Origin of the sequence: Bauldia litoralis (assembly GCF_900104485.1) — a bacterium.
GTDB classification, from domain to species: domain Bacteria; phylum Pseudomonadota; class Alphaproteobacteria; order Rhizobiales; family Kaistiaceae; genus Bauldia; species Bauldia litoralis.
In genome coordinates this window covers 169,033-185,062 of the sequence record NZ_FMXQ01000010.1, presented here as the reverse complement: position 1 = coordinate 185,062, position 16,030 = coordinate 169,033, and the positions used below count along the sequence as shown (strand labels likewise).

The following is a 16,030-nucleotide window of genomic DNA, read 5'->3' as shown; positions in this document are numbered from 1 at the left end:
GACCTCTAGTGGCCAAAACAGGCGGTCTTGCGGCTGTGGCGGGCCCAAAAGCCGGCGATCAGACGGCGATTTCCGCCTTTTTCCGGGGCCGTCGCCCGGTCCGCAGAGTTAGCGCGTTTCGCTTGCGAAACCAAGGATATCGGGTAGGCTACGGCTCGTTCCAATCGGCTGGACGGCGCAAGGGAAATCGGCAAGCCATGGCGTTTGTGCCTGGTTACGAGAATGACGTCTTCATCAGCTACGCCCACGCCGACAACGAGGTCGACGTGTTCGGCGGCGCGTGGGTCGACAAGCTCGCCAAGTATCTCGGTATCGCGCTGAAGCAGCGGCTCGGCCGTGGTGACGAAGTCCGGATCTTCTTCGATTCCAAGCGGCTTCGCGCCAATCACCATCTCGATGAGATCCTCCAGAATGTCCGGGGCTCGGCGGTGTTCCTGGCGATCGGTTCGCCGAGCTACATCAACCGGCAATGGACGCGGGACGAACTGGCTGCCTTCGTCGACTGCTCCAAGGGCGATTCCCGCCGGCTCTTCGCGGTCGAGCGGCTGCCGCTCGATCCCGGCGATCGCTACCCCGACCCGCTCAACGACTATTACCGCGTCAATTTCTGGCAGCGCGACCCCGCCGACGACATCCCGCTGACGGTGACGCAGCAGCTGAACAGCGACCTCTATTACGTTCTCCTCCAGAAGCTCGCCGAGCAGATTCGCAGCCAGCTGGTGGCGATGCGGAAGCAGGGCGATGCGCCGGACCTGGCGCCGATCAGCATCGCCGCCGCCTCGCGGCACCAGGCGGAGAACCCGGTCGCCGAGCCGGCCGCGGTGCCAAGGCATCCGTCGGTCGCGGCGACACCGGCCGCGCCGCCCGAGCCAGCCGCCTCAGACGATGGCGATGCCGACGTCAAGACCGTGATGATCGCCCAGGTGACGGAAGACCTCGAGGCGGAACGCGAGCAACTGGTCAGCTATCTCGACCAGTGCAAGATCCCGAACCTGCCGAGCGACTTCTATCCGCAGGGCTCGGCGGACTTCAAGGAAGCCGTCGCGCAGGACATCGCCCGCAGCCAGCTCTTCGTCCAGCTGCTGGGCCGGACGTCGGGGCGGCGGCCGCGCGACATGCCCGAGGGCTATCTTGCCGCCCAGTATCACCTCGCCGAAGAGGCCGGCCGCAAGATCCTCCAGTGGCGGTCGCCTGACCTGGTTGCCGAGGACGTGACCGACGAGACCCATCGCGCCTTCCTGTTCGGCGAGAAAGTGGCGGCGATCGGCTTCGAATCCTTCAAGGCCCAGATCCGCAAGCTGGCCACTGAGCCGCCGCCGAGGCCCGAGCCGGAATTCGAGGACTTCGGCGACGCGCCGATCTTCATCAACGCCGATACCAGCGACCAGCCGCTTGCCGAGGCGCTGTTCGAGAAGATGCGGACCCAGCAGGTCCCGGTCATGCTCTCGCAACCCTATGGCGACGCCAAGGATGTGCGGCAGGACCTCGAGCGGAGCTGGCGGGAATGCGGGTCGGTGGTGCTGATCTACGGGGCGGCCAAGAACTTCTGGGTGCGCAACCAGATCATGCTCTACAACAAGCTGAAGCGCGATCGCGACCGTCCGCCGCGCAAGTTCAAGATCCTCAATTGCCCGCCGGCCGAGAAGCCGTCGCTGGGCATCGCCATGCCGGGAATCGACGAGATCGATTGCCGGACGGGCCTGTCTCCTGAAGTCGTCGACAGCGTGGTCCTGGATCTCGCCTCATGATCGAACAGATCACGGGGCGCATCGCATACCCCGGTCTGCGGCCCTTCACCCGCGACGAGTTCGATCTCTTCTTCGGGCGTGAGAATTGCGTCGACCAGATGGTCGACACGCTGGCGGCGAGCCGCTTCCTCGCGGTGCTGGGAACCTCGGGCAGCGGCAAGTCCTCGCTGGTCCGCACCGGGCTGCTCAATGCGCTGGAGCTCGGCTTTCTCGCCTCGGCCGGTTCCGACTGGCAGATCGCCGACCTGCGGCCGCGCGGCCATCCGATCCGCTCCCTCGCCGTTGCGCTCCTCGACCTGCAGGGCGAGACCGAGCCGGACGAGGGCGAGATCGAGATCCTCTCCTCGTTCCTGCGTCGCGGGCCGCGTTCGCTGGTCGAATGGTACCAGGCCGGCCACCTGCCGGAGGGCGCCAACCTCCTGATCCTCGTCGACCAGTTCGAGGAGCTGTTCCGCTACGAGGATTACTCCGGTCGCGAGGAGGCCGAGGCCTTCGTCGCGCTGCTGATCGAGGCGGCGCGCGAGACCGAGCTGCCGCTTCATGTCGTGATCACCATGCGGTCCGAATATCTCGGCGCCTGCACGCTGATCGAGGCGCTGCCGGACTTCATCAATCGTGGCCTCTACCTCACCCCGCGCATGACGCGCGAGGAATGCCGACAGGCGATCGACGGGCCGGCCGGCGTTTGCGGTTTCGAGATCGAGGATGCGCTGATCAACCGCCTCCTCAACGACCTGACCGACTTCGCTCCCTGGGAGGCCGGGGGCGGGCACGACCAGCGGCGGCGGCTTGGACGGCGCGCCGACCAGTTGCCGCTGATGCAGCACGTGCTCAATCTCTTGTGGCAGCGCGCCCGGTCGCGCAGCGAAGAGAATATCGTCCTGACGCTGGCCGACTACGATGCCGCCGGGCATCTCGGCGGCGCCCTCGACAAGCATGCCGACGAAGTCGCCGCCGGTATCGACCCGGCCCATGCCGACGTCATCGACACGGTGTTTCGCAGCCTCGTCACCGGCCGGACGGTCATCGACGCGGTGCGCCGGCCGACCCGCTTCGGCGAGCTGGTGGAGCTGGCCGGCGATCGTCGGGAGTCCGTCGCGGCGGTGATCGAGGCGTTCCGCGTCCCCGGCGTCAACTTCCTGACGCCGGAAGCGCCGGAAGCGATTCACGACGACACCTTCATCGACATTTCCCACGAGAGCCTGATCCGCCAGTGGCGGCGTCTCTCGCGCTGTCTCGACGACGAGGCGCAGTCGGCCGACGCCTGGAACCAGCTTCTCAGCCGCGCCGAACGCTTCGCGGCAGGCTCCGGCGGCCTGCTCGCCGATCTCGACCTCGACAACCTCGTCGCCTGGTGGCGGCGGACCAACCCGACGCAGGCCTGGGCCGCCCGCTACGGCAACAATTTCGACGAAGCCCGGCAATTTCTCGAAGACAGCCAGACCGCCGAGACGGAGCGCAAGCACCGCGAGGAAGACGACCAGCGCAAGCTGATCGAGGCCGAGGAAGCGGCGCGGACCGGCGGACGGTTCAAGCGGCTGAGCGGCGCGCTGGCCGCCGCCGTGGTTCTCGCCGCGGTCGGCGCGGGGGCGGCGCTCTACCTGTGGCGGGAAGCCAACCAGCAGGCCACCATCGCCACCGAGCAGGCGACGATCGCCGACGAGCAGCGCCAGGAAGCGGAGCGCCAGCGGCAGCTCGCCGATGGCCAGCGCGAGGAGGCGGAGAAGCAGCGCCAGCGCGCCGAGGAACAGGCCGCCCTTGCCCAGCGCGAGCAGGTCGAGGCCGAGCGGCTGCGGGTGGTCGCCGAACAGAAGGCGCAGGAGGCGGCGGCCTCGGCGGTCGAGGCGAAGCTTGCGCAGGAGGAAGCCTCGCGCGCCAACGCCAAGCTGATCGCCCAGCAATTCGCCGGCCGCATCGGCACCTTCCACGTTGGCGTCGAGCAGTCGACCAGCGCGATCCCGACCGCCGGCAGCTTGCTGTCGCGCGCGGCGGAATCGGCCTATGTCAACGACACCAGCGAGGCGACGGTCGAGAATCTCGCGACGGTCGAATTGTTGCGCCCGGCGCTCGCCTTCCAGGCGACGCTGGCCAATGCGACGATTCCCGAGACGACGCTGCCCGGCTGGGGCGATGTCAGCCGCTGGCGCAATCCGCCGGGCGGGCCCGGGCTGACGGTCGTGATCGACTGGTCGGATGTCGACAACGACACGCCCTTCTATCGGATCGTCGACATCCTCGGCCGGGTCATCGCCCGCTACCCGCTGCCCGATTCACCAACGACCTACGAAAAGACGCCGGTCGCCGCCGCCCTGATCGGTCCCGACATCCCGGCCGGGTTCATCGCCACCGGCGATGGCAACATCTGGGCCGCCTTCGGCGCGCGCGGCGACTTCACCCGCTACACGGACGGGTCGGAGGGCGAGACCGAGCGCATCGACGACGTGCGTTACGATCCGGTCGGGGAGCGGCTCTATATCGCCTATGTCGCCAAGGCCTCCGACGGGACCAGCAGCGTGCCGCGGGCGATGATCCTCGACCGCGATGGCGACGACTGGTCGACATGGTCGAAGGTGGTGGACCTGGAACTGGCCGCCCCGATGATCGGCGTCCCGCCGGTCTGGATCGCCGGCATAGCCGACAAGGCGCTCTATGTCGTCGTCGACAATCAACTGACCGGGATCACGGCGAGCGGCGACCACATGCCCTTCGGCGGCCTCGGCAAGGTCGAGGACGCGATCGTTACCGTCGACGGCCGCTATATCGCGGTCCAGGCGATGGCGGAGGATTGCGCCAACCCGGCTGCCGGGGCGATGCTCAACCCGGTCGCCTGCCTTTTCCTTGTGGATCGCGCCGACGGCGAGATCCTGTGGCGGGGCGAGACCCAGCCGAGGATCAGGCTGCAGACGGCGCACAGCGTCGGCGGCACCAATCCGTCGATCGAGGTGGTCGTCGAGATTGCCTCCGACGGCACGACCCACGCGCCGGGCGCGCCATGGGTGCTGAACGATCTCTGGACCCGCAAGCTCGCCCGGGTGAATGGCGAGTGGACCGACACGCTGAAGCGGTTCGACCCGCAGGAGTGGGGAACCGAGGGATTCGGCACGCCCTATGCGACGGTCGCGGCCACCGGAACCGGCTATCCGTCGTCGCTGACCCGCGAGCATGTCGCGCAGTTGTTCGCGGCACGCGCCCTGCCGCGTATCGCCAAGTTCGATCCGAGGGTCGCTCCCGGGGTCGATGTCGCCAACACCATCCTCGCCAACCATGTCGATGACGACAGCTTCCGGGTCGTCCACATCACCGAGAAGGAAGCGCAGGTCTATCTCTATCGCCCGGAAATCGGCGGCTTCGTTGTCGACGAGACCTATACCCCGGTGCCGATCTTCTGCCGCGCCGGTCCGGACAAGACGCTCGGCGAATGCACATTCGTATCGGCGGCGTTTTCGGCGGACGGCGAGACCCTGCTGCTGACCACAAATCACGGCGAGCACGCCTTCGTCCAGCGCGGCGGCGAGGTGGAGTGGCAGCCGAGCACGCTCGGTGACGACAGCAGCCGCCGGATCAATGCGTTGTCGCAACTCGCGCCCCTTGATGAGGCGGGTAGCGCATTCCTCGCCCGCGGCTCCAGCGGCGACCTTCTGCGTATCCGGCAGGACGCCGGTGAGGCCGGGTCGATCGATCCGGTTCTTGCCGCCGACGATCTCTGGCAGGATATCGGCGAACTCGACGCCTTCACCACCGATCCCTCGACCGGCGCCCTTTACGTCTGGGGCAACACCGGGCTGCTGATCCTAGGGCTGACAGGTGACGATGCGCTGGCGATCGAGCGACTGGGGCACATCGAGAACAATGCGATCGCCGACGTGGCGGCGCTCAACGACGGCACCTTCGCCATCGCCTCGAGCGACGGCCGCATCACGCTGCACCGGATCGAGGACGGCGAGGCGGTCGAATTCGGCCGGGTGGAAACCGGCCTGTCGAGCTTTGGTGCGATCCGCCTCTCGGTCGCCAATGGCGGGGTCGTCGCCAATGCCGGCGACGACCGCGAAGGGCTCGACTACTGGAAACGGTCGGTCGGCTACACGATCGATGACGGCAAGCTGACCCAGACCTTCGCGGTGCCGTGGATCAACCTGGTTGGCCAGCTAGGCAATGGCTCGGCGGTTTCGGTCGACTACGGCCCGGAGGTGTTTGTCGAACCGTCGTCGCTGCCGCCGGACCAGGACCTCCTCGCCCTCACCATCATGCGCGAGCAGCGCTCGCCCGACGACGCCGCCAGCCAGTTCCAGAACGTGTTCCAGATGCTTGGCAAGCGTCCGGGCGGCGGCGCCGGCGCGGGCGATCAGCCCGCCTGCCGGACCGCGCTGGCGGTCATGGCGAGGGCCGGCGACAGCGGCGCCTTCGGCGATACGCTCAACACCGCGCGCCGCGCCTGCCGGATGTCGCCGGAAGGCCAGGCGCTCGCCGATGCGGCGAATGCCGAGGGGCGGGCCGGCATCATGGCCCTGCTGCGGCTTGCGCCGTCGGACCCCTATGCGCTTGCGCGGCTGGTCGCGGATCTGTCGACGGAAGCGCCGGATGCCGCCGCTGCCCTGGCGGCCCACGATCCGCGGCTCGCCACCTTCCCGACCGAAACGCTTGTCCAGCAGCTGACGACCGGCGCGCCGATGCCGGAGGCGCTTGCTGCGGCCTATGACGACACGACCGGCGGCTATGACCCCTTCGACCACTGGTTGCTCGCCGTGATGGCCGAACAGGCGGTGCCGGACAAGGAGACGCTGGCCGACGCTCTGTTCCACTACGCGCGCGCCGAAAGTCTCTTCACCCTGGCCGGCGGCGCCCAGTCGCGCATCCCGGAACCGATCGCCGCCCGCCGTGCCGGCCTGGCGCGTGTCCTCGCCGACGACGTTGTTGTCGACGTCTACAGGCGCCTGACCACCGAGGCGCTGACCGAAGGTCCCGCAAACGAAGGCCCGGCGTCGCTGCGCGATGTCGCCGGGTGGCTTGCCGGCATCGAAGCGGCGGGCGCCGATCCGCGAGCGCTCCTCATGCTTCGGGCCATCGTCGAGGAAGAGCTCGGCGACTCGCTTGCCAGCGCGGATGCCGAAGCGGCCGCCACCCATTACCGGCAGGCGCTGCGCATGGTCGTCCAGACCGAGATGACATTGTCGGAGGAAGGCGGCATGGCCGGCCGGCTCGCCGATGTCGAGCAGCTGGGCGACAAGCTTCGCGCAACCGGTGCTGACGATGCGGATGCGGCCGAAGCCGCCGCCGTGGTCACGGTGATCGACTCTGAAATGGACGTGCCGATCACCGCCAACGCCGCCCTGCGAGAAACCTTGCACCAGGCTGTCGAGCAACTGGCGGCAAGCGATCCGGCCGTGATCGACTTCGCTTTGTTGCAGGATCTGCGCTTCGACTTCTGGGACTACGACTGGCAAAGCCGTGCCGCTGGCGTGAGCGAGGGCAGTGCGCCGGACTTCCTGAAGGAACTGGTGGCGGCCGAGGCATTCGTCACGGCGATACTGGACCATGTCGCGCCTGGGAACGACCGCCTGACCGCGGTTCGCGGCCGCCTCCGCTTCTGGCTCAGCACGTTGTCCAGTGAGGACATGCCGTCGCGGGATCCGGCCGAGTTCGACCGTTGGCTCGATGGGGCGATCGCCGATCTCGACAGCGTAGATCCGACATCGTTGCTTGCTTGGGATCACGCGCTGCTTGGCGCCGCCCGTGGCTATGAACTGGCGCGCGCGCCCGTCGGTGCGGATATCGCACCGGCGCTCTCCCGGTCACTCGAAGCGTTCGAAAGGGCCATCGCCGCGCCCACCTTCAGGGAGATTGGCGACTATCGGCGCCGGCTGGTCGTCGACGGGGCGGTCAGGGTGCTCAATGACGCCCTGACTCGTGCGCTTGAGGATCCGCGCCTCTCCGGGTTTGGACCAAATCCCGGCGATCCGGACTTCGACCGGGATCATGTCGCCGATCTTGCGGTCAACGCCTTCTCACTCGCCCGCCAGCGCGAAGCGTTTCGCGATCGCGCGGACGAACTCGGATTGCTGCGCGACGGTTCGGGATGGCCGCTCGACACGCCGGCGGACTATTACTGGGGCTTCGCGGCGGCGGAGGCGGGGGCGCTGCTGGGCATCGCCGACGGTACCAATGGCGCGGCGACTGGCTGCGATCGCGTCTCGGCCCACCCCCATGATGTCACCCGAACAACAGCGCCTGTCGATTTTTCCGACATCGATGTCGGGGTGGTCCTTGCCGCGTGCACCCGCGACACGCCCCGCGAGATGTTCAATCGCGCCCGCGGGATCGGCAAGAGCAGCGAACCCGACCAGGCGACGATCCTCAAATTCCTGATCCCGGCAGCCGAAGCGGGACTGCCGGTCGCCTATAACAACCTGGCGATCATGATCGAGGCGCTGCGTCCCGACTTCGTTTCGCCGGGCGACCTGCGCACCACCTACTCGGCGCTGAGCCTGAAGAGCGCCTACGGTGCGCTGTCTGGCCTCCTGCGATCGATGGCGACGGACGAGGCCCGCGAGACCTTCGCCTGGCTGGCGACCAAGGCGGCGACGCTCGACGTCGCCGAAGCGCATCGCGACCTTGCCGACTTGCTGGCCGACGATCTGCTGGCGCGGGGGATGCACCTCGCCGTTGCCGAAGAACTCTTCGCCGCCGAGGGACGCAATGCCGAGGCGGACGCGGCCGGGGCCAGCCTTGCGGCGCTCGACCTGACCAGCGACGAGATCGTCGCGGTGCGGCAGGCGGCGAGCAATCGAGAACGGATGCCGCTCGTCCTTGTCGACCAGACGTTGGCGGATCAGCTTCTCGGGCTCTGGTAGACAAGAAAAAAGGCGCGGCCGGAGCCGCGCCTTGATCGTTCAGTGGCTGTAGGGAACGCCTAGTTGGCGTTCATCTGCTCCTCGACCCAGCCGCGGAAATGCGACAGGCGATTGTAGACGCCGGGCAGGACCGGATTGCCGCACTGGCTGCCCCAGCTGACGACACCAACCTGGACATAGCCGAGCTCGTTGTCGGCCTTGGCGACCAGCGGACCGCCGCTGTCGCCGTAGCAGGAGTCCTTGGCGCCGACCGGGCTGCCGGCGCAGATCTCGGTCGCAGCGATGGTGAAATCGGCATCTGTGGCTGAGCCGAAGGCCTCGTAGGCCGCGCGGCACTCGTCGGTCGCGATCGACTGGATCGTCACCTCGTGGAGCTGCTCCGGCGAGACCAGGGCATTGGCGTTGAGCAGCGCGCGGGTATTGACCTCGCTGCGGCCGCTGCCGCTGCGGGCATAGAGCGCTTCCTCGAAGCCCTCGAAATCCCACAGCGCGCCCCAGCCGGTGACGGTCAACTCGTCGCCCGGTGCGACGAGATCGGATTCGGTCGCCTCGTCGGCCATCTCGATGAAGGCGCCGTCGGTGACGGGTTCCGCCAGCTTGATCAGCGCCAGGTCGGCATGGTTGGCGGTGTTGTAGTCGGGATGGGCGATGATCTTCTCGCTTGCAACCAGCTTCAGCTCGCTCTGGTAGACGCTGCCATAGCCGATGACGACGCTTTCGGTCGTTTCGCCGCCATAGACGACGCAATGCGCCGCCGTCAGCACCCATTGCGGGGCGATGAGGGAACCGCCGCAGAAACCGCTCTGCCGATCCATGTCGCTGAGAAGCCGGACCTGCCAGGGCCAGGAGCCTTCCTGGGCCGGCGAGCCGCCGACGACGAAATCGGACGAGATTTCGGCAGTTGCCGGGCCAGAAACCGTCAGCGCCGCCGCGACAAGCGCTGCCGAACCGAACCCCAGATACCGCGCATTGTTCATAGTCTTCTCCGTTGGTGGGTCGATGTGAACTGCCCGCCTGGCGCCGCTCTAGCCCGGCTCGACGGCGAAAAAACGGCAGCGTGCGGCGCTTGTCAATGAACTTCGCCGCGCAGGCCGGGCCTGCGGTGGCGGGAAGGGCGGTGCGAACAGGCCGCGCCTGCCCACCCGGCCTTGACGGCGCGGGCCAAATCGCCAACAGGGGGGTGTTCTTTTCTCAGGGAGTTCTTCATGACATTCGCCACCTATCCGAGCCTCAGCGGCAAGACAGTCCTGGTAACCGGCGGCGCCTCCGGCATCGGCGAGCGCATCGTTCGGGCCTTTGCCGGCCAGGGGTCTCGCGTCGGCTTCGTCGATCTCGACCAGGCGGCCGGTGGTGCGCTGGCCAAGGAACTGACCGGCGAGGGCGCCGATGTCCGCTTCGAGGCCTGCGACCTCCGCGACATCGATACGCTCAAGGCCGCCTTTGCGGCGCTGGCCGAGGCGCAAGGCGCCGCCACCGTGCTGGTCAACAATGCGGCGCGCGACGATCGCCACGGCTGGGAAGACGTCACGCCGGAATATTACGACGAACGGATGGCGACCAACCTCCGCCACATGTTCTTCGCCATCCAGGCGGTTGCCCCGGGGATGATCGCCGCCGGTGGCGGCTCGATCGTCAACATGGGGTCGAATTCGTGGTGGGAGGCCGGCGGCGGCTTCCCGGTCTATGCCACCGCCAAGGCGGCGGTCCACGGCCTGACCCGCACCATGGCCCGCGACCTCGGCGATCACCGGATTCGCGTCAACACCGTGGTGCCGGGCTGGATCATGACCGAACGGCAGAAGGAGAAGTGGGCAACGCCGGAGGCCCTTGAGCGTCATCGCGCGCGCCAGTGCCTGCCGGACCTGATCGATCCGGTCTATGTCGCCCGCATGGTGGTGTTCCTGGCCTCCGACGACGCGGCGATGTGCTCGGCGAACAACTACATGGTCGAAGCCGGGTCGATCTAGCTCCACAGTGTCAGCGCCGGGCACCGGTTTCGCGACCTCCATGCAGAATTCGCTGGCGGCGGCCCCGGTTCCGGCGCAATACTGCGCCTTGTGCGGCAGGCACAGAGCGACGACCCGGCCGACCGACGACGGTATGACAGGTTGACGGAATCCGGGTTTGACGACTTCATCGACGGACGACGCGGTCGTTTTTCTGACCCATTTCTTCGACGACGAGGTCGAACGGAGACTGCGAAAGCTCCGGACCGAATGCGCCGGCTCATGGCAGGTGTTTGCCCTGGTCGAACAGGGCGTCGACGTGCCGGAAGAGTTCCGGGCCATTACGCACTTCTTCGACTACGCGGCGCTGCGATCGATGGCGCGATCGGTGATCGGGGACAGTATAGTCCCCGGCGGCGGCCATCTCCGCGCGATTGATTTCCGCCGAAGGTTCCCGCAGTTCCGGCACTACTGGTTCATCGAATACGATGTCGTCTACACCGGCGACTGGCGTCGCTTTCTGAAGGACTTCGCAGGCGACGAATCCGACCTCATCGCGACGCGCCTTCGCAAATTCACGAGCGATCTTCGCTGGTTCTGGGGAAGTTCCTTCTCGACCGGCGACAGTTCAGTCACGCGCAAGGACTGGCTGATCGCCTTCCTCCCCATTCATCGCATCAGCGCGCGGGGCATCGAAGCGCTGGAGCGCGTCGTGGCCGAGGGTTGGGTTGGCCATTATGAGATTCTCGTGCCGTCGGCGCTGGCGTATTCCGGGCTTGGCCTGTCCGACATCGGCGGAAACGGGCCCTTTACGCCGAAAGACAGGATCGATCGGCATTACTACGATTGCCGGAAGTTGCGCGCCGCCGGAACCTTCAGGGTCTATCCCCCGATTCGGTGGCGGCCGATCCGCAATGCGCTCTACCACCCGTGCAAGACGCCGGAGAGCCAGCCCGGCCAAAGGCGAAACGCGGTCAGGCCTTTTCGGCAGAAGCCTGCTGCCTGCGTTTTCTGCCGCCTGATGATCCTTCGGCTGGCGATCCTCTCCCGGCTGCGACCGTCGCCCGGGACTGAAGCCCCGGGCGCATCGCCGCCCCCGGTGGATTCTGTCGTGGCCTCCGGAAGCGGCCGGATCAGGTGAAGCCGCGCGCTCGGGCGATATCGCGCACCGCCTCGGCGGTGACCTCCGCGGCTCGGTCGAGCTGATCGCGCGTGGTGATGAGCGGCGGCGCCATTTCCATGGCGTTGCCGATCGCGCTCGACAGCACGCCCATGTCCTTCATCCGCTGGACGACCGCCTTGACCGTGTCGTCGGCGAAGTGCTGGCGCGTCGCCTTGTCGGCGGTGAACTCGATCGCCAGCCACATGCCGAGGCCACGCACGTCGCCGACGATCGGCGAACCGGCGAGGGCGCTTTGCAGCGCGTCGAGGAAATAGCGACCGTTGTCGCGCGCATTCGCGATGACACCGTCGCGCTGGCAGATCGCGATGTTGGTGGTCGCGGCGGCAACCCCGCCGCCATGGCCGCTGAACGTATGGACATGGCGGAACATCGGTATCGTCTCGATGATCTCCTTGCGGGTGATCGCCGCGCCCATCGGGAAGTAGCCGGCGGTCATCGCCTTGGCCATCGTCATGATGTCGCCCTCGACGCCGAAATGCTCGCTGGCGAACCAGGCGCCGGTGCGGCCGAAGCCGGTGATCACCTCGTCGATGATCAGCAGCACGCCGTGGCGATCGCAGATCTCGCGGATCTTCGGGAAGTAGTTGGGCGGGGGAATCTGGACGCCGTGCGCCTGCATGATCGGCTCGGCGATGAAGGCCGCGACGTTCTCCGGACCCTCGTGGATGATCTGCTGCTCGAGATAGGCGGCGCAGAAATCGGCGTAGGGCTCGTCCTCCATGCCGAAGGGATTGCGGTAGCGGGTCGGGCCGGGGATCAGCGACGTGCCGGGGACGCCCGGCTCGGACACATGGCGAGTGCCGAGCCAGTCGGTGACCGACAGCGCGCCCATCGTCGAGCCGTGATAGGCGTTCCAGCGCGAGATGACCTTGTAGGCGCGCGGCTTGCCGCCCTTGTCGATCTGGTACTGCTTGGCGAGCTTGAGCGCCGTTTCGACGGCCTCCGATCCGCCGCTGACGAACATGAGATTCGACAGTCGCCCGGGCGCCAGTCCGGCAATCGTTTCGGCCAATGCCACCGCCGGCTCGACGAAGTTGTCGACGGTGCCGACGTAGTGGAGCTTGACGAGCTGGTCGTAGATCGCCCGCGGGATCTCCTCGTTGCCGTAGCCGAGCGAGTTCGCCCGGGTGTGCGAACTCATCATGTCGAGGAAGGTGCGGCCGTTGTTGTCGGTCAGCTCGACGCCCTGCCCGCCGACCCAGATGTGCGGTCCGTCGCGACGGACCGCATCCATTTCCGCGAGCGGAAAGATGCAATGCTCGAAGGCGGCCTGGTTGATGGCCTCGATGTTTTCCGGCGGCTTGTTCATTTGGCGCCCTGCTTCTTCTTGCGATGAGACTTGCCGGCGCTCTTCGGCTCGGGGTCTGGCGTCGGCTCCGCCGCCGCCACTTCCGGTTCGCTGCGCTGCTCGTCGGCTTCGACCATCGGCTGGCGCGGGAAGCCGCGAAGGCTCTGCGACATCTCGGTCGCGTCACGGCGGATGGCGACCGGGCTGGTGACATAGGTCGTCGTCAACTCGGCCAGCGAGCGGAGCGCATGGAGATGGATGCGCTCATAGCCGTGCGAGGCGTCGATGCCGAAGGTGATGAGGGCGGTGCGGATATCGGCGCCGGCGGTGACGGCGGACGCGGAGTCGGACCGGTAATAGCGGAAGATGTCCTTCTGGAAGCGGATGTCGTTCTCGCGGCAGAGCGCTACCAGCTTCTTGGTCAGGTGATAGTCGAAGGGTCCGGTCTCGTCGGCCATGCAGATGGTGACGCCGAACTCGTCGGAGTTCTGGCCAGGCGCGGTCGTGCCGTTGTCGATGGTGATCATCGAGGCGACTTCCGGCGTCAGGATCGAGGCGGCGCCGTTGCCGACTTCCTCGGCGATGGTGAAGACGAAGAAGGTATCGACCGTCATCTCGGCCTTCTGGCTGAGGATCGCGTCCATCACCGCGAACATCACGGCGGCGCCAGCCTTGTTGTCGAGATGGCGGGAAACGATGAAGCCGTTGTCGAGAAACTCGGGCGAGGGGTCGATTGCGACAATGTCGCCGACATCGATGCCGAGGCGACGGACCTCCGCGGCCGATCGTGTCATCGCGTCGATACGCAATTCGACGTGCCGCCAGCCGACCGGCGCGGTGTCGACTTCATCGTTGAAGGTGTGGCCGGACGCCTTGAGCGGCAGGATCGTGCCGCGGAAAGCGCCCTTCTCGGAGAAGATCGTCACCCGCGCGCCTTCGGCGAAACGGGCCGACCAGTTGCCGATGGAGACCAGTTCGAGCCGGCCGTTATCCTTGACCAGCTTGACCTGGGCGCCCAGCGTGTCGAGGTGGGAAACGATGGCGCGGGCCGGCTTGTCGGTCTTGCCGGGAATGAAGGCGCGGATACCGCCCCGACGGGTCACCTCGAACTTGACGCCGAGCCGGCGCAGCTCGTCGCAGCATTCGCGGACGATGGTGTCCGTGTAACCGGTTGGACTCGGGATATCGAGCAGTTGCGAGAGTCTTGTGGCGAGGTATTCCGAGTCGATGGCTAGCCGCGGCATTCTGTTCCCCAATCAAACGACGGCGCTGCGCACCGCCGTTGGAATGGATAGCGGAAAAAGCAGGTCGACGAAACGTTCCGCCGTCGGCTGCGGGTCGTGATTGGCAAGACCCGGACGCTCGTTGGCCTCGATGAAGGCGTAGTCCGGCGAGCGCGGCGACGGGACGACGAGGTCGATGCCGACGACCGGGATGTCGATGGCCGCCGCCGCCTTGATTGCCGCGTTGACGAGTCGGCTGTGAACTTCCGCCGTGACATCGTGGATCGTGCCTCCGGTATGGAGGTTGGCGGTCTTGCGGACGGTAAGGGTCATGCCTTCCGGCAGGATCGAACCGCGTTCATAGCCGTCGGCCTTGATGCAACGCTCGGTCTCGCCGTCGAGGGGGATGCGCGATTCGCCACCGGTTGCCCGCGCGCGACGCTTGCTCTGGCGCAGGATCAGTTCCTCGACGGTCGACTTGCCGTCGCCGACGACTTGCGCCGGCCGCCGGATGGCGCAGGCAACCACGCGCCGGTCGATGACCACCAGGCGAAGATCCTGGCCCTTGACGCATTCCTCGATGAGGATGCGATCGGAAATCTGCCGCGCCTCGGCCACCGCGACCTCGATCTCGTCCATGGTTTCGAGGCCGACCGCGACGCCGCGTCCCTGTTCGCCGCGCGCCGGTTTAACGACGACCGAACCGTGCTTGGCGAGGAAGGCCGCGATGTCGCCGTCGTCGGCATCGATCTGTTCGGGGACCCTGACGCCAGCGGCGCTGACGACGCGGCGGGTCACCGCCTTGTCGTCGCAGATCGACACCGCAACGCCGGTGGTGAATTCCGACAGGCTCTCGCGACAATGGACGCTGCGACCGCCGTAGGTCAGCCGGAAGAATCCGCCTTCGGCATCGGTCACCTCGACGGCAATGCCGCGCCGCCGCGCCTCGTCGATGATGATCGTCGCGTAGGGGTTGAGCTTCTCGGTGAAGGCCGGTCCGGCGAACAGTGTCTCGTTGATCGGGTTTCGGCGTTTCAGGGTGAAATAGGGGATCCGCGCGAAGCCGAGTTTTTCGTACAGGGCAATTGCCTGGTCGTTGTCGTGAAGCACGGAGAGATCGAGGCAAGAATTGCCGCGCGCCTGAAAATGCTCCGCCAGACGGCGGACCAGGGCTTCACCGATGCCGGGCTGATTGGCCTGCGGATCGACGGCGAGACACCAGAGTGAGGACGCCCGCTCCGGGTCGTTGAAGGCATGATGGTGGTCGATACCGGTCACCGTTCCGATGACGGCGCCGGTGATCTCGTCCTCGGCGACAAAATAGGTGATCGAGCGGGCATCGCGCTTGGTCCAGAAGAAATCCGGCGGCACCGGCACCATGTTGCGGGTCTGGTAGAGCCGGTTGATCGCCTCGGCATCCTCGATCGTCGTCAGCCGGCGGATGAAGAAGCCGCGCGGCTGCTCGGCCGCCGGCTCATACTTGGCAAGATCGAGCCGATAGGTGTGGGAGGGGTCGAGGAAGAGTTCCTGCGGCGCCGATGCCAGCGCCACATGCGGATCGGCGACGTAGAAGACGATGTCCCGGCGGTCGTGGCCCTCGGATCGGGTCGCGTCGGCGATCGCCTTGGAGTTCTCGAAGGTCTGGGCAAAAAGGAGCCGGCCCCAGCCGCAGTCGAGTGCAAAGTTGGCCGTCATCGGCGCCGGGGTGGGCTCAAGCGCCGCCCCCAGCATGTCGGCCGGCAGATCGCCGGGCCCCTCGGAGGCCGACTTGGATTTTTCGGTCGCCATCATCCG

Annotated in this window: 8 protein-coding genes; 4 read left to right on the top strand and 4 right to left on the bottom strand. The window is 66.9% G+C overall.

Annotated features, from left to right (window positions below; all coding sequences use genetic code 11):
- The first annotated feature begins 197 nt into the window (after positions 1-197).
- The gene (locus BLT60_RS20965) at positions 198-1,748 is read left to right on the top strand and encodes a toll/interleukin-1 receptor domain-containing protein (RefSeq protein WP_175478561.1); all 1,551 of its coding nucleotides are present in this window, start codon (positions 198-200) and stop codon (positions 1,746-1,748) included.
- Positions 1,745-8,596 carry an nSTAND1 domain-containing NTPase gene (locus tag BLT60_RS20960; RefSeq protein ID WP_090879784.1) on the top strand — a complete coding sequence of 2,284 codons (6,852 nt, stop codon included), beginning with the start codon at positions 1,745-1,747 and terminating at the stop codon, positions 8,594-8,596. Before BLT60_RS20965 ends, BLT60_RS20960 begins: the two co-directional genes overlap by 4 nt.
- A 59-nt stretch (positions 8,597-8,655) precedes the next feature.
- Here BLT60_RS20960 and BLT60_RS20955 read toward each other — a convergent pair whose 3' ends face one another.
- Positions 8,656-9,573, bottom strand: coding sequence for a serine protease (locus BLT60_RS20955; RefSeq protein WP_090879782.1), 918 nt, complete (start codon positions 9,571-9,573; stop codon positions 8,656-8,658).
- 228 nt (positions 9,574-9,801) lie between these two features.
- On the opposite strand from BLT60_RS20955, the gene BLT60_RS20950 reads away from it, so the two are divergent.
- A complete protein-coding gene (locus BLT60_RS20950) occupies positions 9,802-10,563 on the top strand; it encodes an SDR family NAD(P)-dependent oxidoreductase (protein ID WP_090879778.1) in 762 nt (253 codons plus the stop codon).
- A 268-nt stretch (positions 10,564-10,831) separates the two neighbouring features.
- The gene (locus tag BLT60_RS20945; RefSeq protein ID WP_139167914.1) at positions 10,832-11,683 is read left to right on the top strand and encodes a DUF3405 domain-containing protein; all 852 of its coding nucleotides are present in this window, start codon (positions 10,832-10,834) and stop codon (positions 11,681-11,683) included.
- Here the strand turns inward: BLT60_RS20945 and BLT60_RS20940 are convergent.
- Genes BLT60_RS20940 through ngg form a run of 3 tightly spaced genes read right to left on the bottom strand, consistent with a single transcriptional unit; the run spans position 11,676 to position 15,967 of the window.
- Positions 11,676-13,034, bottom strand: coding sequence for an aminotransferase family protein (locus BLT60_RS20940; protein ID WP_090879772.1), 1,359 nt, complete (start codon positions 13,032-13,034; stop codon positions 11,676-11,678). The genes BLT60_RS20945 and BLT60_RS20940 overlap by 8 nt on opposite strands.
- Positions 13,031-14,257, bottom strand: coding sequence for an osmoprotectant NAGGN system M42 family peptidase (locus tag BLT60_RS20935; RefSeq protein WP_090879769.1), 1,227 nt, complete (start codon positions 14,255-14,257; stop codon positions 13,031-13,033). The genes BLT60_RS20940 and BLT60_RS20935 overlap by 4 nt, the downstream gene beginning before the upstream one ends.
- A 12-nt stretch (positions 14,258-14,269) precedes the next feature.
- Positions 14,270-15,967 (bottom strand): N-acetylglutaminylglutamine synthetase, encoded by a 1,698-nt coding sequence (gene ngg / locus BLT60_RS20930; RefSeq protein ID WP_244521380.1) that lies wholly within the window; start codon positions 15,965-15,967, stop codon positions 14,270-14,272.
- Positions 15,968-16,030: the final 63 nt, after the last annotated feature.